The sequence below is a fragment of the Mesorhizobium sp. M1169 genome (genome assembly GCF_040318345.1).
In the GTDB taxonomy this organism is placed as follows: domain Bacteria; phylum Pseudomonadota; class Alphaproteobacteria; order Rhizobiales; family Rhizobiaceae; genus Mesorhizobium.
The window spans coordinates 98413-123910 of record NZ_JAMYME010000013.1; the positions used below are offsets into that span (position 1 = coordinate 98413).

The 25498-nt window shown below is 62.9% G+C and carries 25 protein-coding genes; 12 read left to right on the forward strand and 13 right to left on the reverse strand.

The window, feature by feature from the left end:
- Positions 1-6: 6 nt before the first annotated feature.
- The 4 genes from ugpC to ugpB all read right to left on the reverse strand — a co-directional run bounded on the left by ugpC (position 7) and on the right by ugpB (position 4215).
- Entirely contained in the window at positions 7-1074 is a 1068-nt protein-coding gene (gene ugpC, locus NKH41_RS15675) for a sn-glycerol-3-phosphate ABC transporter ATP-binding protein UgpC (protein WP_352452447.1), read from the reverse strand.
- 7 nt (positions 1075-1081) lie between these two features.
- Positions 1082-1930, reverse strand: a complete 849-nt coding sequence (ugpE, locus tag NKH41_RS15680; protein WP_352570555.1) for a sn-glycerol-3-phosphate ABC transporter permease UgpE — start codon at positions 1928-1930, stop codon at positions 1082-1084.
- 8 nt (positions 1931-1938) lie between these two features.
- Positions 1939-2823, reverse strand: coding sequence for a sn-glycerol-3-phosphate ABC transporter permease UgpA (ugpA, locus tag NKH41_RS15685; protein ID WP_352770055.1), 885 nt, complete (start codon positions 2821-2823; stop codon positions 1939-1941).
- An 81-nt stretch (positions 2824-2904) separates the two neighbouring features.
- Positions 2905-4215 (reverse strand): sn-glycerol-3-phosphate ABC transporter substrate-binding protein UgpB, encoded by a 1311-nt coding sequence (ugpB, locus tag NKH41_RS15690; RefSeq protein WP_352471403.1) that lies wholly within the window; start codon positions 4213-4215, stop codon positions 2905-2907.
- A gap of 299 nt (positions 4216-4514) precedes the next feature.
- Here ugpB and NKH41_RS15695 point away from each other — a divergent pair, with 299 nt between their 5' ends.
- Positions 4515-6947, forward strand: coding sequence for a bifunctional diguanylate cyclase/phosphodiesterase (locus NKH41_RS15695; protein ID WP_352769963.1), 2433 nt, complete (start codon positions 4515-4517; stop codon positions 6945-6947).
- A 2-nt stretch (positions 6948-6949) separates the two neighbouring features.
- Here the strand turns inward: NKH41_RS15695 and tlpA are convergent, their stop codons facing one another.
- Positions 6950-7633 (reverse strand): thiol:disulfide interchange protein TlpA, encoded by a 684-nt coding sequence (gene tlpA, locus NKH41_RS15700; protein ID WP_352456686.1) that lies wholly within the window; start codon positions 7631-7633, stop codon positions 6950-6952.
- A gap of 35 nt (positions 7634-7668) precedes the next feature.
- Here tlpA and argH point away from each other — a divergent pair, with 35 nt between their 5' ends.
- The 3 genes from argH (at position 7669) to lysA (ending at position 10631) form a co-directional block, all read left to right on the forward strand.
- A complete protein-coding gene (gene argH, locus NKH41_RS15705; protein ID WP_352769965.1) occupies positions 7669-9069 on the forward strand; it encodes an argininosuccinate lyase in 1401 nt (466 codons plus the stop codon).
- 71 nt (positions 9070-9140) lie between these two features.
- Positions 9141-9347, forward strand: a complete 207-nt coding sequence (locus tag NKH41_RS15710; RefSeq protein ID WP_023677931.1) for a hypothetical protein — start codon at positions 9141-9143, stop codon at positions 9345-9347.
- 15 nt (positions 9348-9362) lie between these two features.
- Positions 9363-10631, forward strand: coding sequence for a diaminopimelate decarboxylase (gene lysA, locus NKH41_RS15715; protein ID WP_352769968.1), 1269 nt, complete (start codon positions 9363-9365; stop codon positions 10629-10631).
- Positions 10632-10641: 10 nt separating this feature from the next.
- Here lysA and NKH41_RS15720 read toward each other — a convergent pair whose 3' ends face one another.
- Positions 10642-10944, reverse strand: a complete 303-nt coding sequence (locus tag NKH41_RS15720) for an ArsR/SmtB family transcription factor (RefSeq protein ID WP_352489424.1) — start codon at positions 10942-10944, stop codon at positions 10642-10644.
- Positions 10945-10994: 50 nt separating this feature from the next.
- Between NKH41_RS15720 and NKH41_RS15725 the strand changes: the two genes are divergently transcribed.
- Complete coding sequence (locus tag NKH41_RS15725) at positions 10995-11936, forward strand: threonine/serine dehydratase (RefSeq protein WP_352769971.1); 942 nt, start codon at positions 10995-10997, stop codon at positions 11934-11936.
- 212 nt (positions 11937-12148) lie between these two features.
- Complete coding sequence (locus NKH41_RS15730; protein ID WP_352540191.1) at positions 12149-14764, forward strand: TIGR02302 family protein; 2616 nt, start codon at positions 12149-12151, stop codon at positions 14762-14764.
- Between the two features lie 71 nt (positions 14765-14835).
- Here the strand turns inward: NKH41_RS15730 and NKH41_RS15735 are convergent, their stop codons facing one another.
- A complete protein-coding gene (locus NKH41_RS15735; RefSeq protein ID WP_352471415.1) occupies positions 14836-15693 on the reverse strand; it encodes a LysR substrate-binding domain-containing protein in 858 nt (285 codons plus the stop codon).
- A 223-nt stretch (positions 15694-15916) separates the two neighbouring features.
- Between NKH41_RS15735 and NKH41_RS15740 the strand changes: the two genes are divergently transcribed.
- Entirely contained in the window at positions 15917-16867 is a 951-nt protein-coding gene (locus NKH41_RS15740; RefSeq protein ID WP_352933048.1) for a DMT family transporter, read from the forward strand.
- Between the two features lie 18 nt (positions 16868-16885).
- Here NKH41_RS15740 and NKH41_RS15745 read toward each other — a convergent pair whose 3' ends face one another.
- From NKH41_RS15745 to NKH41_RS15755, 3 genes are all read right to left on the reverse strand, one after another.
- On the reverse strand, positions 16886-17257 hold the full coding sequence (locus tag NKH41_RS15745) for a response regulator (RefSeq protein WP_352540192.1): 372 nt from the start codon (positions 17255-17257) through the stop codon (positions 16886-16888).
- Between the two features lie 191 nt (positions 17258-17448).
- On the reverse strand, positions 17449-17991 hold the full coding sequence (gene hpt / locus NKH41_RS15750; protein WP_352616025.1) for a hypoxanthine phosphoribosyltransferase: 543 nt from the start codon (positions 17989-17991) through the stop codon (positions 17449-17451).
- A 182-nt stretch (positions 17992-18173) separates the two neighbouring features.
- Complete coding sequence (locus tag NKH41_RS15755) at positions 18174-18464, reverse strand: hypothetical protein (RefSeq protein WP_352683073.1); 291 nt, start codon at positions 18462-18464, stop codon at positions 18174-18176.
- Positions 18465-18700: 236 nt separating this feature from the next.
- On the opposite strand from NKH41_RS15755, the gene ftsE reads away from it, so the two are divergent.
- The 3 genes from ftsE to NKH41_RS15770 all read left to right on the forward strand — a co-directional run bounded on the left by ftsE (position 18701) and on the right by NKH41_RS15770 (position 21189).
- Positions 18701-19360 (forward strand): cell division ATP-binding protein FtsE, encoded by a 660-nt coding sequence (gene ftsE / locus NKH41_RS15760; protein ID WP_023677923.1) that lies wholly within the window; start codon positions 18701-18703, stop codon positions 19358-19360.
- Complete coding sequence (locus NKH41_RS15765; RefSeq protein ID WP_352616030.1) at positions 19353-20336, forward strand: cell division protein FtsX; 984 nt, start codon at positions 19353-19355, stop codon at positions 20334-20336. Before ftsE ends, NKH41_RS15765 begins: the two co-directional genes overlap by 8 nt.
- Before the next feature lie 88 nt (positions 20337-20424).
- Positions 20425-21189 (forward strand): YdcF family protein, encoded by a 765-nt coding sequence (locus tag NKH41_RS15770; RefSeq protein WP_352687400.1) that lies wholly within the window; start codon positions 20425-20427, stop codon positions 21187-21189.
- 29 nt (positions 21190-21218) lie between these two features.
- On the opposite strand, the gene NKH41_RS15775 is transcribed toward NKH41_RS15770, so the two are convergent.
- Positions 21219-21839, reverse strand: a complete 621-nt coding sequence (locus NKH41_RS15775; RefSeq protein WP_352540196.1) for a pyridoxamine 5'-phosphate oxidase family protein — start codon at positions 21837-21839, stop codon at positions 21219-21221.
- A gap of 131 nt (positions 21840-21970) precedes the next feature.
- Here NKH41_RS15775 and NKH41_RS15780 point away from each other — a divergent pair, with 131 nt between their 5' ends.
- Together NKH41_RS15780 and NKH41_RS15785 are read left to right on the forward strand one after the other, a co-directional pair.
- Positions 21971-22879 carry a LysR family transcriptional regulator gene (locus tag NKH41_RS15780; RefSeq protein ID WP_352540197.1) on the forward strand — a complete coding sequence of 303 codons (909 nt, stop codon included), beginning with the start codon at positions 21971-21973 and terminating at the stop codon, positions 22877-22879.
- A 106-nt stretch (positions 22880-22985) separates the two neighbouring features.
- Positions 22986-23786: a lysophospholipid acyltransferase family protein gene (locus NKH41_RS15785; protein WP_352769978.1), complete on the forward strand. Its 801-nt coding sequence runs from the start codon at positions 22986-22988 to the stop codon at positions 23784-23786.
- Positions 23787-23813: 27 nt separating this feature from the next.
- Here the strand turns inward: NKH41_RS15785 and NKH41_RS15790 are convergent, their stop codons facing one another.
- Both NKH41_RS15790 and NKH41_RS15795 read right to left on the reverse strand, forming a co-directional pair.
- Entirely contained in the window at positions 23814-24434 is a 621-nt protein-coding gene (locus NKH41_RS15790; protein ID WP_352616039.1) for a LysE family translocator, read from the reverse strand.
- A 78-nt stretch (positions 24435-24512) separates the two neighbouring features.
- On the reverse strand, positions 24513-25460 hold the full coding sequence (locus NKH41_RS15795; RefSeq protein ID WP_352777437.1) for an aldo/keto reductase: 948 nt from the start codon (positions 25458-25460) through the stop codon (positions 24513-24515).
- Positions 25461-25498: the final 38 nt, after the last annotated feature.

Below are 25498 nucleotides of genomic sequence, written 5' to 3' on the forward strand. Positions count from 1 at the left end.
CCGACTTCAATCGACCCGTTTGCCCGCCTGATCGAACCAATGCAGCTTTTCGGACCTGGCCACGACGCGCAATTGGTCGCCTGGCTTGGCGCTGGCGCGGCCTGAGACGCGCACGACGATGCGGCTGCCGGCTGCCACGCAATGGAGAAAGCTTTCGGCACCGACCGGTTCGACCGCTTCCACTGTTGCCGGCAGCGCGAGCGCGCCGGCCGGCGCCTCTGCCGCGAAGGTGATGTCGGCGTCCTCCGGACGAAAGCCTAGCGTCACTGCCTTGCCCTGTCGAGGCGCCAAGCCAATCACAGTACCGTCCGCCAATACCGAGCTTGGGGAGGCCCCTGTGAGCGCCAGCAGATTCATCGGCGGTGCGCCTATGAACGAAGCGACGAAGGTCGAGGCCGGTTTCTCGTACACATCAAGCGGCGCGCCGGTCTGCTCGACCAGGCCGGCGTTCATGACGACGAGGATGTCGGCCAGCGTCATCGCCTCAAGCTGGTCGTGCGTGACATAAACCGAGGTGACGCCAAGCGAGCGCTGCAGATTCTTGATCTCGATGCGCATCTGCCCGCGCAATTTCGCATCGAGGTTGGACAGCGGTTCGTCGAACAGGAAGACCTTCGGGTTGCGCACGATGGCGCGACCCATGGCGACGCGCTGGCGCTGACCGCCGGAAAGCTCGCGCGGGCGCCGGTCGAGCAGCGCCGAAAGCTCCAGCACCTTGGCAGTCGAGCGTACCCTGCTGTCGATCTCGTCATTCGGCGTGCCGCGGTTGCGCAGGCCATAGGCCATGTTGTCATAAACCTTCATATGTGGGTAGAGCGCGTAGTTCTGGAACACCATGGCGATGTCGCGCTCGGTCGGGCCAATGGCGTTGACCACCTTGCCGTCAATGGCGACTGTACCGGCAGAAATCGTCTCCAGCCCGGCGATCATCCTCAGCAGCGTAGACTTGCCGCAGCCGGACGGGCCGACCAGCACGCAAAGCTCCTTGTCAGGAATGGCGATGGAAACGCCCTTCACGGCCTCGACGCCGCTGGGATAGATTTTCCTGACATCCTTCAGATCCACGGTCGCCATCGGCTTCTCACTTTTCGGATTCGACCAGACCGCGCACGAACCAGCGTTGCATCAGCACGACCACCAGGATCGGCGGCACGATGGCCAGCATTGCCGTGACCATCACGAGGTGCCATTGGGTGTCGGCATCGGCGAAGGAAACCATCTTTCTCAGCGCGATGACGATGGTGTTCATGTCGTTGCTGTTGGTGACGAGCAGCGGCCAAAGATACTGCGTCCAGCCATAGATGAAGAGGATCACGAACAGCGCGGCGATGTTTGTCCGCGACAGCGGCACCAGAATATCGAAAAAGAAGCGCCATGGCCCGGCACCGTCGACACGCGCCGCCTCGACCAATTCGCCCGGTATGGTCATGAAGAACTGGCGAAACAGCAGCGTTGCGGTGGCCGAGGCGATCAGCGGGACGATCAGGCCGGCATAGGTGTCGATCATGCCGAGATCGACCATCACCTTGTAGGTCGGCAGGATGCGCACCTCGACTGGAAGCATCAAGGTGATGAAGATCAGCCAGAAGAAGGTCATGCGCAGCGGAAAGCGAAAGAACACGATCGCGTAGGCCGACAGGATCGAGATGAAGATCTTTCCCACCGCAACGCCGAGCGCCATGATCGTAGTGTTGAGCAGCAGCCTGCCGACGCTGACCCCGCCGATACGACCGATGCCGCCGAATAGCGCCTCGCTGTAATTGTTCCATAGCTGGCCGCCGGGCAAGAGCGGCAGGGGCGGCCTGAGGATCGTTTGCAGCGTGTGCGTCGAGGCAACGAAGGTGTAGTAGATCGGAAAAGCCACGATCAATATGCCGAGGATGAGCACGGCATGGGCGATGAAGGTGCGGAGCGGGGACTGGCCGATCATCGCTGCCCTCAGCCGTAATGGACTTTGCGTTCCACATGGCGGAACTGGATCGCTGTGAGCGCAATGACGATGGCCATCAGGATGACCGACTGCGCCGCCGAATCGCCCAGGATCAGATTGACGAAGCCGTCATTGTAGACCTTGTAGACCAGCGTCTCTGTCGTCTTGCCCGGCCCGCCGCCGGTGACGGCATGAACGATGCCGAACGTGTCGAACAGGGCATAGACGGTGTTGACGACCAGCAGGAAAAAGGTTGTCGGCGCAAGCAGCGGGAAGACGATGGTCCAGAAGCGCTTGGTTTCGCCGGCGCCGTCCATGGCCGCCGCTTCGATCAGCGTTTTCGGCACCGCCTGCAGGCCGGCGACGAAGAACAGGAAGTTGTAGCTGATCTGCTTCCAGGCAGCAGCCGACACCAGCAGGATCATGGCGTGGGTGCCGTTGAGCAGCGGGTCCCATACGATGCCGAGGCTTCTCAGCAAATAGGCCAACGAGCCGATCGAGGGATTGAACAGGAAAAGCCAAAGCATGCCGGCAATCGCCGGCGCCACGGCGTAAGGCCATATCAACAGTGTGCGGTAGAGGCCTTTGCCGCGCACGGCCTTCTCGGCCATGACCGCAAGCAGCAGGGCCACAACCATGGCAACGATCGCGGTCGCAAGAGAGAACACTACTGTGACCTTGATCGAGTTGAGGTAGGCCGGATCGGCCAGCACCTTCCGGAAATTGGCCAACCAGACGAACCTGCTCTTCAGCCCGAACGGGTCTTGCCTGAGCATCGACTGGTAAAGCGCCTGACCGGCCGGCCAGTAGAAGAAAACCAGGGTGATGGCGAGTTGTGGCGCCACCAGCAGGTAGGGCAGGATCTTGTTGGGAAAGACGACGCGTGGAGACAGGCTGATTTCCCTCGCTATCCAGGTATCGCCCGCGCGAGCTCGCGTGGGCGATATTCCAACCGACTAACCGAGATAATCCCGTCAGTTCTCCAGCGCTTCCTTGATCGCCGCGTTGCCGCGCGCAACCGCATTGTCGAGTGCCTGCTGGGCGGTTTGCTGGCCGGCCAGCATCTTCTCCAGCTCCTCGTTCTGGATATCACGCACCTGCGGCAGATTCGGCAGGCGCACGCCCTTCGAATTGTCGGTCGGCGACTTGCCGATCATCTGCAGGATGGGTGTCTCGCGGCCGGGGTTCTTGTCATAGAAGCCTGATTTCTTAGTCGCCTCGTATGCCGCAAGCGTCACTGGCAAATATCCCGACTTCTGGTGCAGATATTCCTGCACATCGGTCTTGGACAGATAGGCAAAGAAGGCCGCGACGCCCTTGTATTCCTCGTCCGACTTGTTGCCGAACACCCACAGGCTGGCACCGCCCGGCGTCGTGTTCTGCGGGGCACCCTTGGCGTCACTGTCGTAAGGAAGCTGGCCGATGCCATAGTTCATGCCGGACTTGACGATATCGCCGAGGCCGCCCGACGATTCGGTGAAGATGCCGCATTCGCCGGCGAGGAATATCTGCTTGGCTTCGGAGGTGCGCCCGCCATATTTGAATGTGCCGTCCTTGGCCAGGTCGGCGAGCGCCTGGAAGTGGTTGACGAAAATCGGCGCATTGATCTTGAGTTCGACATCACCGCCGGCCAGGCCATTCTGCTGGGTGGCCCAAGGCACGTCATTCCACGCCGCGAAATTCTCCAGGTGGATCCAGGTCAGCCAGGTCGAGGTATAGCCGCAAGGGGCGGCGCCGCTCGTCTTGATCTTCTTGGCAGCTTCCCACACCTCGTTCCACGTCTTGGGCGGATTGTTCACGTCGAGGCCTGCCTTCTGGAAGATGTCCTTGTTGTAGTAGAGGATCGGCGAGGAAGAGTTGTAGGGGAACGATAGCATGGTGCCGTCCGGCTTCGAATAATAGCCGACGATGCCGGGCAGATACTGGCTCTTGTCGAAAGTCATCCCGGCGCCGGTCATCACATCGGCCACCGGCTTTATCGCACCCTCGGCCGCCATCATCACGCCGGTTCCGACGTCGAACACCTGGAGGATATCGGGCGCCTGGCCGGCGCGGAAAGCGGCGATGCCGGCATTCAGCGTCTCCGGATAGGTGCCCTTGAACACCGGAACGAGCTCATAGTCGCTCTGGCTGGCGTTGAAATCCTTGGAGATCTTGGCGACGACCTCGGCGTTGGCGCCGGTCATGGCGTGCCACCAGCTGATCTGCGTGACGGCGAAGGCGGAGGTGGTGGAAAGCAGGGTCACGGTGGCGGCGATACCGGCCGCAAAGCCGAAGAACTTCATGTTTCATCTCCCGTTTGTCATTGGCGAAAGGGGGCACCTCCGCAAAGCCAATATGTGGCGCTGATGACAATCGGACAACGGTTTTGTTGCGGATCAATGAACACCATTCCTTCCTAAAGTGCACTCGCTACCGAAAGCGCGGCGTCAGAAACGACATCACCGCCTTTTCGGGCGCAGCGGCGTCGGTTTTCCCCCGAAAAGACCCGCCTCATGGCCCACGGGTTAACCATTCGTTAAAATCTCCAAGAGCTAATCAGTCACACCTCCCCTGTTAATTTTGGCAGACCGAGTGAACCAGGATGCTGACGGTCTATAATTGTATTGTAAGTCAGCACGATCCGAGACTGGTTGCGCTTGCCGCACTCATCTGTGGAATTTCTTGCTTCTCGGCGGTTAATCTCCTTAAGCATGTCGGCCGATCGACCGAGCGAAACCGGCTTGTCTGGCTGATGATCGCCGCGGCCTCGACCGGGTTCGGCATATGGGCGACGCATTTCATCGCCATGACCGCGTTTACGCCGGGAATACCGAATGCATACAATCCGGGATTATCCGCCTTTTCGCTTGCCGCCGCCATTATCATGACCGCGCTTGGGATGTGGGTCGCCACCTTGCGCCGCGGCATCGACCATTTCCTCGTCGGTGGCGCCATTCTGGGCGGCGCCATCGCGACGATGCACTACATCGGCATGGCAGCTTTCGAGGTCGAAGGCCGGGTCGCATGGAACCTGCTCCTTGTCGCGATATCGCTTCTGGCCGGCGTAAGCCTCGCGGCACTGGCGCTTCTTGTCGTCTTGCGCCGCCCGTCAGCGCTCGCGACTCTCGGCGGCGCCGCGCTTTTGACGCTGGCCATTTGCAGCTTGCATTTCATCGCGATGGCCGCGGTGTCGATCATTCCGGATTCCTCGATTGAAATATCCGAACATTCCATCGAGCCCATTTCCCAGGCCTTTGCCGCAGCGGTCGCCAGCCTGGTAATCCTTGTGCTGTCGGGTGCCGCGCTGTGGATCGATCTGCGCTTTCGCCACCAGAAGCTCGAGGCCGATCGCATGCACGATCTCGCCAATGCGGCGGTGGAAGGTCTGATCGTTTGCGATGGCACCCGCATCGTCAGCGCCAATGACAGTATGGCGAAGCTGACCGGAACAGCGACAGCCACCCTGAACACGATGCAACTCGGCGAGCTTTTCGACGGACAGAGCGCAGCCGATATGTCCGGCTTCGGCGAACAGGCGCAGGAAGCGAAGTTAAGGGGCAGCGACGGCGCGAGAATTCCTGTCGAGCTGATCGCCAGGAGAATCACCTACTGCGGCAGGCCTCATACGGTGCTTGCCGTTCGCGACATCCGTGAGCGCAAGAAGGCAGAACAAGAGATCCTCCGCCTCGCGCATTTCGATCCGCTTACCGGGCTTGCCAATCGGCGGAGCTTTTCTTCCCGGCTGGAAGCAGAATTCGCCTCGATGGATCGTGGCGGCAAGGATGGATATCTGGCGCTCCTGCTGCTTGACCTCGACCGGTTCAAGCAAGTCAACGACCTCTACGGCCACAGCGCCGGCGATGCTATGCTGCAGAAGCTGGCGCACTGCATTTCCGGCATCCCGCGCCACGGACAGATGCTCGCGCGTCTCGGCGGCGATGAATTTGCCATCATAGCTCCGAACCTCCCCGACCCCCTGGCCGCAGGCCGGATAGCCGAGGACTTGCTGGCGGCGATCCGGGAGGAAAACAGGGTTTCGGTCGGCTCCGGCCTCGTCTCGGCCAGCATCGGCATTGCCTTCTTTCCGCTGGATGCCGAAGACCAGGCCGGCCTGATCGGCCATGCCGACACGGCACTCCATCGCGCCAAAACCGAAGGCAGGGACACTTATCGGTTTTTCGAGATGGCCATGGGCACCGCGGCCCGCGACAAGCGCGTGATGGAGCATGAATTGCGCCAGGCGATCGCCCGCAAGGAGTTCCACCTCGTCTATCAGCCGCAGAAGGAGATCCGCGGCGGCAGGATGATCGGCTTCGAAGCCCTGGTCCGTTGGCAGCACCCTGAGCGGGGTGACATTTCTCCGGCCGTTTTCATCCCGGTGGCCGAGGACAGTGGCGCTATCGCGCAGATCGGCGACTGGGTGCTGACGACGGCTTGTAACGATGCTGTTCGCTGGACAAACCCACTGATGGTCGCCGTCAACGTCTCCGCCGTGCAACTTCACAATCCGAATTTCAGCCGCAAGGTGCACGACGCATTGACGAGATCCGGCCTGGCCCCCGGCAGGCTCGAACTGGAGATCACCGAAACGGCCCTGGTGAAGGACATGCCGCGCGCGCTGGCAACCTTGAGGCAGGTCAAGGCGCTTGGCGTGCATGTGGCGATGGACGATTTTGGCACCGGCTATTCTTCGCTGTCCAACCTCAGCGCCTTTCCCTTCGACAAGATCAAGATCGACGGGTCGTTCATCAAATCGGTCGACAAGAACGCCCAGTTCGCGGCGATCGTTCGCGCCGTGCTGGGGCTTGGACGCGGTCTCGGCTTACCGGTTCTGGCAGAAGGCATCGAGACGCCGGGTGAATTGCAGTTCCTGGACGCCGAGGCTTGCGAGATCGGGCAAGGCTACTACCTCGGCAAACCGGCTCCGATCGAGACATTCGGGGAACTGACGGGCGTGGCCGCTCCGGCAATCCGCACCGCCAGCCGACGCGGCGCAAGCATTGCCGTGCTCAAGCCGCGCCTGCGCACGGTCTGAGCCTATCCCGGCTGAAGCGCCGCCTCGACCAGACGCTTGGCATCCGGCCCCGACCATTCGGCCGGGCCATTCATATGGGCGATCAGGCAGCCTTGCCCATCGATCAGCATGGTGACCGGCAGACCGAGCGCCAGGCCGCGCGTCTTGACGTCGTTGAACAGCGCCATCGTGGCATCGCGATAGTAGCCGAGCGACTTGACGCCGGTGTCCTCCAGGAACTTCTTCGGTTTGGCATCGTCGCCGGCATCGACGTTGACGGCAACAACCTGAAACGCATCGCTGCCCATCTCCTTCTGCAGCGCATCGAGCGCCGGCATTTCGGCGCGGCAAGGTGCGCACCATGTCGCCCACAGATTGAGCAGCACCGTCTTGCCGGCATGATCGGCGATCGTCGTCGGCTTGCCGTCGGGGCCGTTGAAGGCAAGGCTTTTCAGCGATTGCGGCGGATCCGCCGGCAAAAGCGCGGCAACCTGGCCGGTGGCAGCGGCGGCGATCTTCTTGGCACGGTCGGTCTTGACGGCGCAGGCGACGTCGTCCTTGCCGCCGCCGGCGGCCACTTGCGCGGGCGCCTTGTTGCCAGAACTGCTTTCCCTGACATATACCGCGACCGCGCCGGCCAGCACGCCCGCAACCAAAGCGGCGAGGATGAGACGCAAAGCCGGGAAAAATCTATTGCCGTCTGCCATTTTTCAAAAACTGCTCCGGAGCACGGGTTATAGCGATGAACGACAAGAAGGCCAGCAACCAGATGTGGGGCGGACGTTTTGCCTCGGGTCCGGCCGCAATCATGGAAGCGATCAACGCGTCGATCTCGTTCGACCGCAAACTCTATGCGCAGGATATTCGCGGCTCGATCGCCCATAGCCAGATGCTGGCGCAAACGGGCATTATTTCGGCGGCCGATCAAGAAAAAATCGCTCACGGGCTGAACACGATCCTCGCAGAGATCGAGGCCGGCACCTTCGAGTTCTCGACCAGGCTGGAAGACATCCACATGAATGTCGAGGCCCGTCTGGCCGATTTGATCGGCCCCGCCGCCGGCCGCCTGCATACCGCCCGCTCGCGCAACGACCAGGTGGCGGTCGACCTCAGGCTGTGGGTCAAGGACGAATGCTTTCGTGTCGCCGAGGCGCTGAAGGGCCTGATCACGGCGTTCCTGGATCGGGCCGAGGAGCATGCGGCAACGGTGATGCCGGGCTTCACCCACATGCAGGCGGCGCAGCCGGTGACCTTCGGCCACCACTGCATGGCTTATGTCGAGATGTTTGCACGCGACCTGTCGCGCGTCCGCGATGCCATCGAGCGGATGGATGAAAGCCCGCTCGGCGCCGCCGCCCTTGCCGGCACCAGCTTTTCCATCGACCGGCACCAGACGGCGAAGGCGCTTGGCTTCCGCGAGCCGATGCGCAATTCGCTCGACAGTGTTTCGGACCGCGATTTCGCGCTCGAGTTCCTGGGCTTTGCGGCGATCTGCGCGACGCATCTGTCGCGGCTGGCCGAAGAGATCATCATCTGGTCGACGCCGCAATTCGGCTTCATCAGGCTATCGGATAGTTTCTCGACGGGTTCGTCGATCATGCCGCAGAAGAAGAACCCGGACGCTGCCGAACTGGTGCGCGGCAAGACCGGCCGCGTCACCGGCCATCTCGTCGGCCTGCTGACGGTAATGAAGGGCATGCCGCTGACCTATGGCAAGGACATGCAGGAAGATAAGGAATCCGTCTTCGACGCGGCCGAGACACTCGACCTGATGCTGGCGGCAATGACCGGCATGGTGCGCGATATGACGGTGAACACTGCTGCGATGAAAAAGGCGGCCGGCGCCGGCTATTCGACTGCGACCGACCTCGCCGACTGGCTGGTGCGCACGCTCGGCCTGCCGTTCCGCGAGGCGCACCACATCACTGGCAGGGCGGTGGGGCTGGCCGAGGACAGGAAGATCGGGCTCGACAGGCTTTCGCTGGAGGATCTGCAGTCCATTCACCCCGGTATCAGCGCCGACGTGTTTTCGGTTCTTGCCGTGCAGAATTCTGTAAAGAGCCGCACGAGCTTCGGCGGCACCGCGCCGTCCGAGGTGCGCAAGCAGATCCGCTACTGGAAAAAGCGGCTCGCCAAGGCGTAAGACGCGGGGTGCAATGGCCGCAAAACTCGGCTAGAAGCGGCTGCGGGCAACAGTTTCGGACGGATGGCACGATGACCGGAAGCAGGATTTTGGTGACGCTGACGCTGCTGGCGGCAATGGCCACCGTTGCGGCCTGCGGCAGGAAGGCTGCGCTCGACACGCCGTACGCGGCAGCCGTGCAGGCCCGCAAGGACGCCGAGAAGGCCAAGCAACCCTTGCCGCCGGAGCCGGAAAAACCTGTCGAGGACAAGAAATTCATCCTCGACCCGCTGCTCTGATTTCGGACCAATCTCGTGAACCATTTCGACTACCGCGACGGCGCGCTGCATGCCGAGGACGTGGCGATATCAGACATCGCCGCCAGCGTCGGCACGCCGTTCTACTGTTATTCGACGGCGACGCTGACCAGGCATTTTCGCGTCTTCACCGAGGCCTTTGCCGGGCTCGATGCTCTCGTCTGCTATGCCATGAAGGCGAATTCCAACCAGGCCGTGCTGAGGGTGCTGGCAAGGCTCGGCGCCGGCGCCGACGTGGTCTCGGAGGGCGAATTGCGCCGCGCTTTGGCGGCCGGCATCCCGGCAAGCAAGATCCTGTTTTCGGGCGTCGGCAAGACCGCGCGCGAAATGGATTCTGCGCTCTCGGCCGGCATTCTCTGTTTCAACGTCGAATCCGAACCGGAGCTGGAGCTGCTGTCGGCCCGCGCCACCGCGCTGGGCAAGATCGCGCCGATCTCGCTGCGCATCAATCCGGATGTCGACGCCAGGACGCACAAGAAGATTTCGACTGGGAAGGCCGAGAACAAGTTCGGCATTCCGTGGCAGCATGCGCGGAAGGTCTATGCGCGCGCGGCTGAGCTGCCGGGCATCAAGGTCACCGGCATAGACACCCATATCGGCAGCCAGATCACCGAATTGCAGCCCTTCGACGACGCCTTTGCGCTGCTGGTGGAGCTGGTCGGCGCCTTGCGCTCCAACGGTCATGCCATCGAGCACATCGATGTCGGCGGCGGCCTTGGCATTCCCTACCGCGTCGACAACAACCCGCCGCCTTTGCCCGATGCCTATGCCCGGATCGTCAGGAAACATGTTGCCAAACTTGGGCTGAAGGTAATGTTCGAGCCAGGCCGGCTGATCGTCGGGAATGCCGGCATCCTGGTGTCGGAAGTAATCTTCGTGAAGGAGGGCGACGCCAAGAACTTCCTCATCGTCGACGCCGCGATGAACGACCTGATCCGGCCGACGCTTTACGACGCTTTTCACGACATCAAGCCGGTGGCGCAGCAGCCGGCCGCTGCACCACGCATGAAGGTCGACGTCGTCGGCCCGGTTTGCGAGACCGGCGACTATCTCGGGCTCGACCGTGACCTGCCCCGGCTGAAATCCGGCGACCTGATCGCTGTCTCCACCGCCGGCGCCTATGGCGCCGTTCAGGCCGGCACCTACAATACCAGGCTGCTGGTACCGGAAGTGCTGGTCGACGGCGACCGCTTCCACGTTGTGCGTCCGCGCCAGACCTATGACGAGCTGATCGGACTGGACTCGGTGCCGGACTGGTTGGAGTAGAACTCTGCAGCTACAGCCGGTGCTGAATGAGCGCCCTGATTTCGGCGATTCTGTCCTCATTCCGGCGATAGAATATCCACTGCTTGATGCGCTTGCTGCGCAAAAGCCCTGCCTGGGTGAGCACGCGCATATGCTCGCTGAGCGTAGCCTGGGTGATCCCTAGCCTCTCCGCGATCAGCAGCGCGCAGACGCCGTCCTCGACCAGATCGCCGTCCGTCTGCGGCGGAAAATGCGCCCGCGGGTCCTTGAGCCAATCGAGGATCTGGAGCCTGCGCTCGTTGGCAATCGCTTTGAAAACGTCGACCTCTTGCATTTAGGCACTTTGCCAAGTTACTAAGTAATGTCAACTCTGGGAGTGAAAGCATGCTGCACGGCCACACGATCACACGCGAGCGCATTGCGGCGATAGAACCCCGCATCCGGCCCTTCGTGCGCCACACGCCGGTGCTGCGCGTCGACATGGCCGATTTCGGCCGCCCGCCTCTGCCCGTCGACCTGAAGCTTGAGTGCTTGCAGCATTCCGGCTCGTTCAAGGTACGTGGTGCGTTCACCAATCTCCTCGAACGGCCGGTTCCTGCGGCCGGCGTCGTCGCCGCGTCGGGCGGCAATCACGGCGCCGCCGTCGCCTATGCCGCCATGCGGCTCGGCCACAAGGCGACCATCTTTGTTCCCGAAGTGAGCCCGCAGGCCAAGCTGGACCGCATCCGCGGCTACGGCGCCGAGCTGATCGTCGGCGGCGCCCGTTATGCCGAGGCGCTGGCCGCCAGCGAGAGCTTCGCTGAAAAATCCGGCGCGCTGCAGATCCACGCCTTCAACCAGGAGGAGACGCTGGTCGGGCAAGGCACGCTCGGCCTCGAGATCGAGGCCGACCTGCCGAAGCTCGACACCCTGCTGGTCGCCGTCGGCGGCGGCGGGCTGGTCGGCGGCATCGCTGCCTGGTTTTCCGGCCGCATCAGGATAATCGCGGTCGAGCCGGAGGGTGCGCCGACGCTTCATCGCGCCTTCGAGGCGGGCCGACCCGTCGACGCGCCGGCTGAGGGCATCGCCGCCGATTCGCTCGCGCCAAAGCGTGTCGGCGAAATGATGTTTCCTATCGCCGAGGCATTCGTCGAGCGCTCGATCCTGGTCGGCGACGACGACATTATCGCCGCCCAGGCGGCGCTGTGGGACCGCGTGCGAATCATCTCCGAGCCGGGCGGTGCGGCCGCCTTCGCGGCGCTCCTGTCCGGCCGCTACGCACCGGCTGCAGGCGAGCGCGTTGCCGTACTGGTCTGCGGCGCAAACGCCAATCCGGCGAAATTCTGACAATATCCGGGGCATTATTGTTCACGTTTTGGGGAACCGCCTCGCCTTCGCCGTGTTTGTTGGTATCCTTAGGGCGATGTGCATCCGCTTGGACGCACGGAGTACGCGCTAAGATTTTAGGTCTTCGCATCGTGCTTCCCGAAAATCGACTTTTCGGGCCCATGCGATAGATTCGTGAGGCCTGGGCTATCCCGCCCGGCCAGGAAGGGCCGATGACACAACGACCCATTTTCACCAGCGATCGCAGTCTGGCCAGGCGCCTTGCCTTGAGCCGGCTGGGGACGCAGGTCTCGATAATCGTCGAACGCGGCTGGCCATTGCTGCTGCCACTGATCATCGTCGCCAGCCTGTTCCTCAGCATTTCGTGGCTCGGCCTGTTCCCATTTTTGCCCGATCTGGCGCGGATCGGTCTTATCACGGCATTCGGCGTCGCAGCGCTTGCCGCACTCTATCCACTGCGTTTCTTCCGCACGCCATCCAGTGCCGAGGTCGACCGCCGCATCGAGGCGGCCAACCGATTGCTGCACAGCCCGGTGCAGGTCCAGACCGATCGCCCGAGCGGCAAGGAAAGCATTTTTTCGCAAGCCCTGTGGCGCGAGCATCAGCGGCGCATGGCGGACCGGCTGGGCGAGCTTGGCGGCGACGTGCCGCGCACACGCGTGCCGGAACGCGACCCGTGGGCGCTGCGCGCCGTTGCCGCGCTTTTGTTGGTCACTGCCTTTGCCTTCTCCTTTGGGCCATCGGGCGGCAGGCTGAGCGACGGTTTTGTTGCCCGTGCCGCCCGCGACGTCGTGCCGCCGCGCATTGATGCCTGGGTGACGCCGCCGGCCTATACCGGCAGGCCGCCGGTATTCCTGAACGCCCCGGTCCTGGCCAACAACGCCACTCAAGCGCCGCCGACCTTCACGGTTCCGGAGGGCAGCGATGTGTCGCTGCGCGTCACCGGCGGTTCGGGCGAGGAAACGCTGAGCTACGCCGACACCGGCGGCAACACCCGCGCCATCGATCCGACCGGGCCGCAAGCCGCCAAGACTGAGGCAAGTCCGGCACCGCCTTCCACCGTGCGCCAGTTCAGCGGCAAGTTAACGGCCGACGGCACGCTGACGCTGCAGTCCAGCGACGGCGAGCTCGGCCGCTGGGCCTTCGCCATAATTCCCGACAAGCCGCCGCAGATCCGCTTTGTCGGCGAGCCGAAGCGCGCCGTCAACGGCGCCTTCGAACTCAACTACCAGATCGACGACGACTATGGCGCGGCCTCCGCCAAGGCGGTTTTCGCATTGGCCGATCCGCAAGTGCCCAACGCGCATCCGCTCTATGGCCCGCCGGAAATGCCGCTGACGTTGCCGCGCCGCGGCGGCAAGGCCAATGCCGCTAAGACGACGAAGGACCTGACCGACCATGTCTGGGCAGGTGGCAACGTCAAGCTGTCGCTTGTCGCCACCGACGGTGCCGGACACACGGCGACCAGCGAAACCAAGACGCTGGTGATGCCGGAGCGGCCATTCTCCAACCCGTTGGCGCGGGCTGTGGTCGAGCAGCGCCGCATACTGGCGCTCGACGCCTATGCCAAGGACCGCGTGCTCGACCTGATGGATGCAATCACGCTCAGGCCGGAAGACACGTTCGACAACATGGCGCACTACCTCGCCATCATGAGCGCCCGCACCCGGCTGAAGATGGCAGACAGCGACGACCAGTTGCGCGACGAGGTCGCTTACCTCTGGGAGATCGCGCTCGGCATTGAGGAAGGCAATCTGTCGGCGGCCGAGAAGCGGCTGCGCCAAGCGCAGCAGGCGCTGCAGGATGCGATCAAGAACGGCGCCAGCGACCAAGAGATCGAGAAGGCGATGAAGGAACTGCGCGAGGCGATGAACCAGTTCCTGCAGGAATTCGCGGCGCGGGCGCAGCAGAATCCGAATGCGCCACAGATGCAGCAGAACGGCCAGGAACTGCGCCAGAGCGACATCGACCGCATGATGGACCAGATCGAGAACCTGGCGAAATCCGGCAATCGCGACCAGGCGCAGCAATTGCTGTCGGAGCTGCAGGATATGATGAACAATCTGCAGGCAGGCCGCCAGCAACAGGGCGGTCAGCAGGACAGCGAGATGCGCCAGCAGATGGACAAGCTGGGCGAAATCATGCGGCGCCAGCAGGAGATGATGAACGACACTTTCCGCATGGACCAGATGCAGCGCGGCCAGCAACAGCGCGGGCAGAACCGCGACGAGCAGCTCGGCGAGAACAGTGAGCCAGGCCCGATGGGCGAAGAGGGCAAGCCCGGCCCAGGTGACGACCGCGATCCCCTCGGCCGGCCGAACCCGATGACGCCGCAGGAATTTGCTGACGCGCTGAAGCAATTGCAGGAAGGCCAGGGCAGGCTGCAGAGCGAGCTCGATCAATTGAGGAAGAGCCTCGAAGGCATGGGCCTCGACCCCAATGAGGGGTTTGGCGAGGCCGGCAAATCCATGGGCAATGCCGAACAGGCGCTCGGCGAGGGCGAAGGCGACCAGGCCGTCGGTCACCAGGGCCGCGCATTGGAAGCCTTGCGCAGGGGCGCCAAGGACATGATGAAGCAACTGCAGGCGATGCAAGGCGACCAGGGCGGCAACGGCCAGGGCGGACGCCAGCAGAATGCCGACCGTGACCCGCTCGGGCGGCCTCGCACCAGCGAGGGTCCCGACGACGGAAGTTCGGTGAGAGTGCCCGACGAGATCGACGTGCAGCGTGCCCGCCAGATCCTCGAAGCGATCCGCAAGCGGCTCGGCAACGCACTCAGCCCCGATATCGAGCGCAGCTATCTGGAGCGGTTGCTGGAGCTGAAGTAAGGCTGCCTGTATTCGGAAGATCGCCGCGCGCAGTCCGTGGTGGCCGCCAGCGCCGAGCTGAGTGGCATGCTTTAACGGTTGGTGAAAGCCTCGCGGATCGCCTCTTCCATGCCGTCGATTGCCTCGCCGGAAGCGTTCGCATTGCGCCGCAGCACCACGTTCGAGGAATCGATGTCGCCGAACCCGTCGGCGGCCGTAAGCTCGCGGCAGCCGGCCGGGATGTTGCTGCGCGAGATCGGCGCAATCGCCAATCCGGAGGTGACGGCGAGCCGCAGGCCGCCATTGGTATCGCTGGTGTAGGCGACACGATAGGCGAGACCGCGCTGTTCCAGCGACTTTATGGCGAAATCCTTGCACCAACCGGCACGGTTGTAGAGCGCGATCGGCACCGGCCGCTCCTCATGCATGTGATGCAGCTCCGACGTCACCCATACGGTCGGGTCATGCATCAGCACCTCACCGCCTGACAGATCCTGCCATTCGAACACCACCGCCAGATCGAGCTCGCCGGCGGCGAGCGCCGCGATTTGCGCACCGGAATGCGCGTAGCGGACGGTGATGTCGACCTGAGGATGGCGCTTGGCAAAGACGCCGAGTGCCCGCGACAGGATCGCGTGGCCATATTCCTCCGGGATACCGATGCGCACCGGCCCGCCAAGCGGCGCCGCGACCATCGATGCCGCCGTCTCGTCGAGCAGTGAAACGATACGCCTGGCGTTGGCGATGAGTTCGCCGCCGCGCTGCGTCAACGCTACACCGCGCGACCCGCGCTCGAACAGGCTGTCGCCGATCATGCCTTCGAGCCTCTTCATCTGCATCGAGACTGCCGACTGGGTGCGGCCGGCCCGCTCCGCCGCTTTGGTGAAATTGCCGGTGTCGGCGACCGCCACGAAGGTGCGCAACAGGTCGCTGTCGAGATTGGGTCGCATGTGCCCACCATAAGAAAATCTGATTGCTGGCATCATTCCAATTCGTTTGCAACATGTCAAACGGGGGACGATAGTCGCCTTACCCATTGGATATGCGGCCGCGAAATCGGCTGCGGACCAATCAAAAGTCCTCACTCGTACCCGCTGCCCGAAACGGCGGCGGGTTCTTTTTACCCGGATGCAGGCCTGCCTTCGGCCACGCACGCGGGAGACAGGAGCGCCTATGCAGAATCGGCTTGTGCTCGGCATCCTCAGCCTCTGTCTCGGCGTGCTGGTCTTTTCGCTGCAGGACCCGCTGGTCAAGGCGGTGTCGAGCCACTATCCGGTCACCGAGGTGATGGCGATCCGCTCGATCGTCGCCCTGCCGATCCTGGTTTTCCTTGTCCACGCCGATGTCGGATTGCAGGCGATCCTGTCGAAGCGGTTCGGCATGCTGACGATGCGCGCCTTCATCCAGTTCACCTCCTACACGGCCTACTATCTGGCAATCGCCGCCCTGCCGCTGGCTGACGCGGTGGCGCTCTATTTCATGGCGCCGCTGTTCATCATGGCGTTGGCCGGCCCCTATCTCGGCGAACGCGTGTCCTGGCAGGCGCTCGCCACCGTCCTGGTCGGCATGCTCGGCGTGCTGGTGATGGTGCGCCCGGGCGCCGGCTTGTTCGACTGGGCAGCGCTGCTGTCGCTAGGTTCGGCTCTGCTCTACGGTTTCTCGCAGCTGATGGCACGCAAGATCGGCGACACCGAATCCTCGACTGTCATGGCGTTCTATCAGAACGGCGCCTATCTGGTCGGCGCCGCCTTGGTGGCGGCATTGTTTTGGCTGGCAGGCATTGACCACGCCGTGCATCCGAGCCTCGAATTCCTCGTCCGGCCATGGGTCTGGCCGGCGACGCCGGATCTCCTCAAGATGGGGACATGCGGCTTCGTTGCCTCGGCCGGCATGATCCTGTTGTCGCAGGCCTACCGGCTGGCGCCCGCCAACAGCGTCGCCACCTTCGAATACACCGGTATCATCTGGTCGCCGCTATGGGGTTTTCTGTTCTTTGCCGAGGTGCCGCGACCAGCGACGGCGGCCGGCGCAGCCCTCATCATCGGCGCCGAGCTTTTTGCGCTCAATGCCGGCCGGCACCGGAGCGGCGTGCCAGCCAATACGGCGACCTGCGACCCTGCCTGAAGGCGGTCGGCCTTGGACTTAGGCGAAGCAGGCGAGCGCCTGTTCGACGCGGGCGCGGATTTCAGCCAGCGTGAACGGCTTTTGCACGACGTCGAGAATAATGCCGTCCAATTCGTCGGCGCGCTCGCGCTGGTCGGCATAGCCGGTCATCAGCATGATCTTCATCGCCGGGAACAGCGCCGCTGCCGCCTTGGCCATCTCGATGCCGTCCATCTCCGGCATGCGGATGTCGGACAGCACAAGGTCATAGCTCCCTTGCGCCGCCCGGATCAGAGAAAGGCCGTGTGCGCCGTCCGCGGCGACAGTGACATTATGCCCGGCGCGCTCGAGCGCGCGAGCGGCGAGAGTGCGGACGGATTCATCGTCCTCGACGATCAGGAGATTTGCCATGGGCAGGATATTTGGCGAGGAAAAGTTGATGTTTCCTGAAAGCCAGGAAGGCCATGAGGCCTTTTCAAAATTCGCTCCGCCGAGTCATATGACGTGGTTTTCGAGACCCGGAGCGGACGTTCGAGTCCGTGAGCACCGGAAGCGCAGAAAACCGCGTCAGATGACCGCCGGAGTAGAATTTTCAAAAGGCCTCAGGCGTCGCCCTTGACGATGCCGACGAACGGCAATTCGCGAAACGCGTGGGCGACGTCCATGCCATAACCGACGACGAAATAATCGGGGCAGTCAAAGCCGACATAGTCGGCGTTGAGCGTGGTCTGGCGGCGCATGCGCTTGTCGAGCAGCACGGCGATGGCACAGCTCCTTGCGCCGCGCGACAGCATGAGGTCGCGGGTGAAACTCAGCGTCTTGCCGGATTCCAGAATGTCATCGATCAAAAGCACATCGCGACCGGCGACCTCGTTGTCGATGTCGCGCAGCACCCTCACCTCACCGCTGGTCGTGCCGGCGCCATAGCTGGAGATGAAGATGAACTCGACCTCCGGCGACAGGCCGACATCGTGCATGGCACGGATAAGATCGGCGGCGAAGATGAACGATCCCTTCAGCACCGAGATTACCAGAAGGTCGTGGTAGTCGTGCCCGGCGATCTCCTTGGCAAGTTCCAGGTTCCGCCGCGCGATGGCGGACGCCGAAAACAGGACTTCGATTTCCTTGCCGCGCACAACTGGCATTGGCTGCCCTTCCAGAATGATCGCCTTTGTAGGCGAAGCCGACCGAAACGGTCTTCAACCCGTTTCTAGGCATGTCGTGCCGTCTGGCAAGGCCAAATCTTTCGCAGGGCACCCGCGAACGGTCGGATGTCCCACCGTCGCGAATCGTTTATCTGGTGACCTGTTGATTTTCTGGCGCCGCTCTAACGAACCAGCGCATGGCCGCCCGAAATCCAGAAGGCGGCAAAGACGGCACCGACGCCGACAATCCAGAAGATCGGCCCACCATGCACCCACAACGGCCGTTCGACGGCGGTTTCGGGCTTGCGCAACATGTCCATGCCTTCGATCGAAGGCATGGAAATCATGCGCGCAGGCGGCGGCGCAAAGTCTTGACGTGTAAAATGGCGGGGCAGCACCTCATAGTCGGCATCGATGACCTCGGCGGTCACGTCGCGCATGATGCGTTCCGGCTCGGCGGCCGGATCGGTCATGATTTCGCCGGAAACCGGGCGCGCGGTTCGATCCTCAGCCATCATGGCCCAACACTACCGCACCTGTTCGCTGTTCGTTTCTTTTGGGTAAACGGAAATGGTTAACGCTTCCCCACCGGAACCCCTGTGACTCGCTCGAAAAGCCCCCAAATTAACCGTCGGTTAACCATGCCGGCCGATGGTCTTTCCACAGAAAGGGCTGGCATCTTGCCGCCGAGAATTTCAGGTCGTCGAAAGTGATCCGCTTCGAAAATGTCGGCCTCCGCTATGGCATGGGTCCGGAGATTCTCCGCGACATCTCCTTGCACATTCCGGAGCGCTCCTTTCAGTTCCTGAGCGGACCTTCAGGCGCCGGCAAGACGACGTTGCTGCGGCTTTTGTTCATGTCGCTGAAGCCGACGCGCGGCCTGATCACCATTTTCGGCAAGGACCGCTCGCGCATCTCGCGCACCGAATTGCCGCATCTGAGACGTCGCATCGGCGTGGTGTTCCAGGATTTTCGCCTGCTCGACCATATGACCACCTACGAGAACGTGGCATTGCCGCTGCGCGTGCGCGGCCGCGAGGAGGCGACCTATCGCACCGACGTCACCGAGCTGCTGAAATGGGTCGGCCTCGGCGAGCGCATGCATGTGCTGCCACCGGTGCTGTCTGGCGGCGAGAAGCAGCGCGCCGCCATTGCCCGGGCGTTGATCGAGCAGCCCGAGATCCTGCTCGCCGACGAGCCGACCGGCAATGTCGACCCGCCGCTGGCGCGACGCTTGCTGCGGTTGTTCATCGAGCTCAACCGGCTGGGCACCGCCGTGGTGATCGCCACACACGACCTCGGCCTGATGGAACAGGTCGACGCACGGCGAATGATCCTGGCCGGCGGAAGGCTGGACATCTATGACTGAGCTCTCCGTCGAACATTTCGAGGGTCAGGACGCCGCGGCGGCAAAGCCCCGCGTCCAGCGCAAAATGGCGCCGATCGTGCCGGCGCAGAACATCGCCGGCCGGGCGCTGGTGCTGGTCATTGCCATCATGACGTTTCTGTCCTGTCTGACGTTTGGCGCAGTCACGCTGGTGCGTGACACCGCCTCCGTCTGGGAGAACCAGATCTCGCGCGAAGCGACCATCCAGATCAAGCCGGTCGACGGCCTCGACATGGAGGCCGCACTTGCGCTGGCCTCGCAGATCGCCGGCGAATTCCCTGGCGTGAAAAGCGCCAGGATCATCGATCGCGAAGCAACGGCCCGACTGCTCGAGCCTTGGCTAGGCTCGGGCCTGAACATCGATGAGCTGCCGGTGCCGCGCTTGATCATCATCACCATCGACGAGAATAGTCCGCCCGATTTCGCCGCACTGCGCGCGGCAATCACGCCGAAGCTGCCGAGCGCCTCGCTCGACGATCATCGCACCTGGGTCGACCGGCTGGTTGCCATGGCCCGCACCACGGTAACGATCGGTATCGCAGTGTTGGCGCTGATGCTGTCTGCGACGGTGCTGACCGTTGTATTCGCGACGCGCGGCGCCATGGCCGGCAATGGCCACATCATCGAGGTGCTGCATTTCGTCGGCGCCGAGGCGCGCTTCATCGCGCGCGAATTCCGCCGGCATTTTCTGGTCACCGGCATGAAGGGCGCCGCGGCAGGCGGCGCCGCAGCGATCCTGGTCTTCATCGTCTTCTCCTGGTGGTCGTCACACAACATGGCAACGCCGCAGGCCGACCAGGCGACCGCCCTGTTCGGCAATTTCGCCATCGGCTCGGCGGGTTATCTCGGGGTCGCTGTCATGGTGCTGGTGATCGGCGCGCTGACGGCGGCAACCTCCCATTTCACCGTGGTTGCTTATCTCAGCGACATCGACATTCGCCAGCCGGACGCCGGCTAAAGGAAAGATCGATCACGGATGAAAACGCATCGTCACGAAAATTGCATTTTTTTCCTACCAAAGGCCGTATTTCGGGATTAACCATTTCATGATGGACGTTCGGGACTCGACCGATACCGCTGGATGCATGCCAGTGCTGGTTGCGCGCCCGCCTGTATTCGCCGAGCCTGATGAATTTGCCAAGCCGGATCAGTTTGCCAAACATGGGCGGCTGCTGGCAGGCCGCTCCTTGCGCATCTCGGCTCTCCTTCTGCTCGCCTTTATGGCGCTGTTTGTCGCCGGCTTCGGCTGGTTCGCCAATACCGTCAGCCGCCTGACTACGCCCGCCAATCCGGCAAGGGCCGACGCTATCATCGTGCTGACCGGCGGCCAATCGCGCCTCGACGCTGCAATGGGCCTGCTTGCCTTAGGCAAGGGCGAGCGGCTGCTGATCAGCGGCGTCCATCCCTCCGCCAGCCGCCGCCAGCTTCAGGCCGCGACCGGCGGCGACAAGAGGCTGTTTTCCTGCTGCGTCGACATCGACCGCGCCGCGCTCGACACGATCGGCAATGCCGAGGAAAGTGCCAAATGGGTCGAGGACCATGCCTACGGCACCGTCATTCTCGTCACCAACAATTATCACATGCCGCGCAGCCTGCTGGAAATGGGCCGGCTGCTGCACGGCGCCAGGCTCGAACCCTATCCGGTGGTCAACACCAACCTCGAGAATGGCGGCTGGCTGACCAAGCCAGAAGCGCTGCGCGTGCTGTTCACCGAATATAACAAATACCTGCTGGCGCTGGCGCGCGGCATCATGCCGGTGAAGCAATCGCCCAACGGCGTCACGCTGGCCGACGCCGCGGGCGGAAACTGAACGGCACCGGCACTTTTATTCCCTAGCTCTTATTCCCTGGCTGCAGCATCTGATCGCAAGCGTGCGATCTCCTGTTCGAGCCGTTCGATGCGCTTGTCGCGTTCGCCCAGCGCCGCCGCCACGTCGGCCGCTTCGAAACGCTGCGGGATGTGCTGCGAGCAATTTGAATCCCAAGCCGAAACCGTAAACAGGATAACCTGCTCGGGTCGCGCCTTATAGTCTTGCGGCATCAGCTTTGCCGTCAGCTCGGCATCGCCCTCGACGACGCGCGCCCTGCCCCAGATCTTGATGCGCTGCCGGTGCGCATAATCGATCAGGAATAGGAAAGCCTGTGGGTTGTCGCTGAGGTTGCCCTGGGTGATGAACTGCCTGTTGCCGGAAAAATCGGCAAAGCCGATCGTCCGTTCGTCGAGCACCGTGAGGAAACCGGCAGGCCCGCCGCGATGCTGGATGTAAGGCTGCCCGTCCGCATTGGCGGTCGACAGAAAGACGCTGGTCTGCGCCTCGATGAAGGCGGCGAGATCGGGCGTGATTGCCGCCTGCCAGCCGCCACGCTCCTCGACACGGGCATAGGCCTGGCGCGAGCCCTTGCGCGCCTGAATCGCCTTCACCGTCGGGGTGAAAGCAACATCGCTGGTGTGAGCGTTCATGGAAGCCTCCTCAAGCGCCAAGCTGCGCTGTATTGCTAGTCAGGAAATAGGTCCTTCCATCTTCGAGATGCAGATGCCATATCTGCAATCTATCCTTCCGTTTTTCGGGAGGGCAAATTTTCGGGAGAGCTATGGATCGCCTCCAGTCCATGTCGCTTTTCGTTGCCGCGGCGGAGACAGGCAGCCTCTCGGCTGCCGGGCGCCGCTTCGGCATTCCGCTGACGACGGTCAGCCGCAAGGTTTCGGACCTGGAAAAGCATTTGAAGACACGGCTGTTGAACCGCTCGGCGCGGCAGCTGTCGCTGACCGATGCAGGCCATGCCTATCTCGCCGCCTGTCGTCGCATTCTCGACGAGGTCGGCGAGGCCGAGCGAATAGCCGCCGGCGAATACAATGCCCCGACCGGCGAACTCATCGTCACTGCGCCGATCGTCTTCGGCCGCCTGCATGTGCTGCCGGTCGTCACCAGCTTCCTCTCCGTCTATCCTGAGGTAGGTGTGCGGCTGACACTCGCCGACCGGATAACCCAGTTGGTCGAAGAGCACATCGACCTCGCCATCCGCATCGGCGAGCTTGCCGATTCGAGCCTGATCGCCACCCGCCTGGGCTCAATCCGCCGCGTCGTTTGCGCGAGCCCGGCCTATCTCGCCGAGCACGGCACACCGAAAACGCCGCAGGAGCTTGCAGCACACAGTGCCATCACCTTCGAAGGGCTCACCGCCGCAGCCTGGAGCTTCGCCACCGGCAAGACCGAATTCAGCGTGCCGATCCGCTCCAGGTTACGGGTCAACACGGCTGAGGCAGCGATCGATGCGGCGATTGCCGGCGTCGGCGTGACGAGGCTGCTTTCCTATCAGATTGCCGCCGCAGTCCGGTCGGGTACGCTGCGCCCGGTGCTGCAAGAGTTTGAGCCAGACCCATGGCCGGTGAGCCTCGTCCATGCCGGCCAGGGGCTACTGCCGGTGAAGCTGCGCGCATTCCTCGACTTCGCCGCCCCGCGCCTGAGACAGCGCCTGCTGCAGGCCGCGTGGGAAACGTGACGAAGACGGCCCTCGCAAGGCCGGGCCGATCGCCCGCCTCGCAGCGTTTCCTTTTTGCCGGCGCTTGGTGTAACGAACGCACACCTCCTCACCGGGCACTTGTTGTATGCTGTATTTCCGCTCGCTGGCGTTCAATCTCGCCTTTTACCTCAATCTGATCGTCCAGATGATCCTCTGGACCCCGTATTATTTCCTGTCGCCGCGCCATCGCGCCTGGTTCGTGCCGAAATTCTGGTCGCGCACCAGCATGTGGCTCTACGACAAGATCGCCGGCACCAGAAGTGAGATCACCGGCCAGGAAAACCTGCCTGACGGCTCCTTCATCCTGGCGCCGAAGCACCAGTCCTTCTGGGACACGATCGCTTTCCTGCCTTATCTCGACGATCCCGTTTACATATTGAAACGGGAGCTGACCTGGATCCCGTTCTTCGGCTGGTACATTTTGAAGATGCGGATGATTCCTGTCGACCGCGGCAGCCGCTCGAAGGCATTGAAGACGGTGATCGCCGCGACCAAACAGGAATTGGCGCGCAATCCGCGCCAGCTGATCATCTACCCCGAGGGCACCCGCCGGGCGCCGGGCGACGAACCGGTCTACAAATATGGCATCGTCGAACTTTATGCCCAGCTTGGCATTCCGGTGGTGCCGGTCGCCCACGTCGCCGGTCTCTATTGGCCGCGCCGCAAATTCCTGCGCTATCCCGGCACGATCAAGGCGCGCTTCCTGCCGCCGATCCCGCCCGGCCTCGGCAAGGACGAATTCATGCAACGGCTGATCGGCGAGACGGAAGCCGCCTGCGACCAGCTTCTCGTCGAGGCGGCACAGACGCCGAACCCGCCGCCGATGCCGCCGACGGCAATGAAACGGCTTGGTGAGCTCGATGCGAAACCTGAATTGAAAGGCTGAGACACCCGCCGCGCATGCCGGAAAGGCTCACGGCAAGGCAGCCAGGGCGGCTGTTGCAACCAGCGTCACGGCAAACACCAGATTGATGATCCGCGACGCCAGCGGTTTGCGCAGCAAATGTGCAAAAGCCGCGCCGGCGAGAAGCCACAAGAGATGAATGGCAGCAATCATCAAGGCGAGGACCGCCAGCTTGGCTGAAATAGCAAGACCGCCGGCGCCAGGAGACGCGCCGGCGAACACGGCGGCAATCGCCACATAAGCTTTCGGATTGGCAACGGCCAGAAGGAACCCGCCCAGGAAAGTGGGAGGTGCCGCCCCACCAATGCGTGCCGCCAGCGGCGGCGCCGTCGCTATCTTGAACGCCAGATAGAGGATGTAGGCTGCTGACGCGACCGCCAACAGCGCTGCGAGCTTCGGCAGCGCGGTGAGAACGGCCATGATGCCCGTCGCCACCACCAAAAGCACGAGAACCGTCCCGACAACGATTCCCGAGGCATAGCGCAGCGAACCGCGCAGGCCGAACGCGGCGCCGATCGCGGTGACGCTTATCGTCGCCGGCCCCGGGCTGCCCATGACGATGGCCGACGCCAACACAAGCGCCAGCAATCGCTGCCATAGCTGCTGATCGATAAGACCCTGTCCGGCCATGCGACGTCTCTGCATCCTGTGACGAGGCAGGGACGGTAGGGCAAGGCAGCGGCGCCGGTCTTGAACGATCGTGCGCGGCTACGCGCTGGCCTTGTCGAGCTCGGCGATATCGTCCGGGCCGAGCTGCAACGACGCGGCACGCACCAAGCTGTCGAGCTGGTCGAGCGTCGTCGCGCTGGCGATCGGGGCGGTGACGCCGGGCCGCGCCATGACCCAGGCAAGCGCCACTTCCGCCGGCTTGGCCGAATGTCTGGCCGACACCGCATCGAGCGCTGAGAGAATGCGCATGCCGCGCGCGTTGAGATAGCCTTTCACACCACTGCCGCGCGGACTTTTGCCGAGATCGGCTTCGCTCCGGTACTTGCCGCTCAGAAACCCTTTGGCGAGGCTGAAATAGGTGATGACGCCGATGTCCTCGGCCGCGCACAGATCGCGCAGCGGACCATCGAAGGACGAGCGGTCGTAGAGGTTGTATTCCGGCTGCAGCACCTCGTAGCGCGGCAGGCCGCGCAGGCTTGCTACGTCAAGTGCGGCCCGCAACTGGGCGGCGTCGAGGTTGGAAGCGCCGGTATAACGGATTTTGCCCTTGTCGAGCAGTTTCTGGTAGGCGCCGAGCGTTTCCTCATAAGGGGTCGCCGGGTCGGGCCAGTGCGACAGATAGAGATCGACGCTATCGACCTGCAGCCTCTTCAGCGAAGCATCGATGGCGTTTTCGATATAGGCGGCGGACAGGTCCCTCTTGCCCTGTCCCATATCCGAACCGACCTTGGTGATAACGACAACCTTGTCGCGGTTGCCGCGGCTTTTCATCCATTTGCCGATGATGGTTTCGGATTCGCCGCCCTGGTGGCCGGCAATCCAGCGCGAATAGGAATCGGCCGTGTCGATGGCGTCGAGGCCAGCGTCGACAAAGCGGTCGAGCAGGTCGAACGAGGTTTTCTCATCGGCGGTCCAGCCGAACACATTGCCGCCCAGAACCAATGGCGCGATGGATAGGTCGGTGCGACCGAGACGACGTTTCTGCAAGGCTGATCTCCATGGTGATTCATGCTGGGGCGGATGGG

Excerpts from the sequence above, each read along its gene's own strand:
- ugpB (WP_352471403.1), bottom strand. The coding sequence starts at position 4,215 with ATGAAGTTCTTCGGCTTTGCGGCCGGTATCGCCGCCACCGTGACCCTG.
- NKH41_RS15695 (WP_352769963.1), top strand. The coding sequence starts at position 4,515 with ATGCTGACGGTCTATAATTGTATTGTAAGTCAGCACGATCCGAGACTG.
- NKH41_RS15710 (WP_023677931.1), top strand. The coding sequence starts at position 9,141 with ATGACCGGAAGCAGGATTTTGGTGACGCTGACGCTGCTGGCGGCAATG.
- NKH41_RS15725 (WP_352769971.1), top strand. The coding sequence starts at position 10,995 with ATGCTGCACGGCCACACGATCACACGCGAGCGCATTGCGGCGATAGAA.
- tlpA (WP_352456686.1), bottom strand. The coding sequence starts at position 7,633 with ATGGCAGACGGCAATAGATTTTTCCCGGCTTTGCGTCTCATCCTCGCC.
- hpt (WP_352616025.1), bottom strand. The coding sequence starts at position 17,991 with ATGCCAGTTGTGCGCGGCAAGGAAATCGAAGTCCTGTTTTCGGCGTCC.
- ugpC (WP_352452447.1), bottom strand. The coding sequence starts at position 1,074 with ATGGCGACCGTGGATCTGAAGGATGTCAGGAAAATCTATCCCAGCGGC.
- NKH41_RS15775 (WP_352540196.1), bottom strand. The coding sequence starts at position 21,839 with ATGAACGCTCACACCAGCGATGTTGCTTTCACCCCGACGGTGAAGGCG.
- NKH41_RS15730 (WP_352540191.1), top strand. The coding sequence starts at position 12,149 with ATGACACAACGACCCATTTTCACCAGCGATCGCAGTCTGGCCAGGCGC.
- NKH41_RS15720 (WP_352489424.1), bottom strand. The coding sequence starts at position 10,944 with ATGCAAGAGGTCGACGTTTTCAAAGCGATTGCCAACGAGCGCAGGCTC.
- NKH41_RS15765 (WP_352616030.1), top strand. The coding sequence starts at position 19,353 with ATGACTGAGCTCTCCGTCGAACATTTCGAGGGTCAGGACGCCGCGGCG.
- NKH41_RS15790 (WP_352616039.1), bottom strand. The coding sequence starts at position 24,434 with ATGGCCGGACAGGGTCTTATCGATCAGCAGCTATGGCAGCGATTGCTG.
- NKH41_RS15755 (WP_352683073.1), bottom strand. The coding sequence starts at position 18,464 with ATGACCGATCCGGCCGCCGAGCCGGAACGCATCATGCGCGACGTGACC.
- NKH41_RS15740 (WP_352933048.1), top strand. The coding sequence starts at position 15,917 with ATGCAGAATCGGCTTGTGCTCGGCATCCTCAGCCTCTGTCTCGGCGTG.
- argH (WP_352769965.1), top strand. The coding sequence starts at position 7,669 with ATGAACGACAAGAAGGCCAGCAACCAGATGTGGGGCGGACGTTTTGCC.
- NKH41_RS15735 (WP_352471415.1), bottom strand. The coding sequence starts at position 15,693 with ATGCGACCCAATCTCGACAGCGACCTGTTGCGCACCTTCGTGGCGGTC.
- ugpE (WP_352570555.1), bottom strand. The coding sequence starts at position 1,930 with ATGATCGGCCAGTCCCCGCTCCGCACCTTCATCGCCCATGCCGTGCTC.
- NKH41_RS15745 (WP_352540192.1), bottom strand. The coding sequence starts at position 17,257 with ATGGCAAATCTCCTGATCGTCGAGGACGATGAATCCGTCCGCACTCTC.
- NKH41_RS15770 (WP_352687400.1), top strand. The coding sequence starts at position 20,425 with ATGATGGACGTTCGGGACTCGACCGATACCGCTGGATGCATGCCAGTG.
- NKH41_RS15780 (WP_352540197.1), top strand. The coding sequence starts at position 21,971 with ATGGATCGCCTCCAGTCCATGTCGCTTTTCGTTGCCGCGGCGGAGACA.
- NKH41_RS15785 (WP_352769978.1), top strand. The coding sequence starts at position 22,986 with ATGCTGTATTTCCGCTCGCTGGCGTTCAATCTCGCCTTTTACCTCAAT.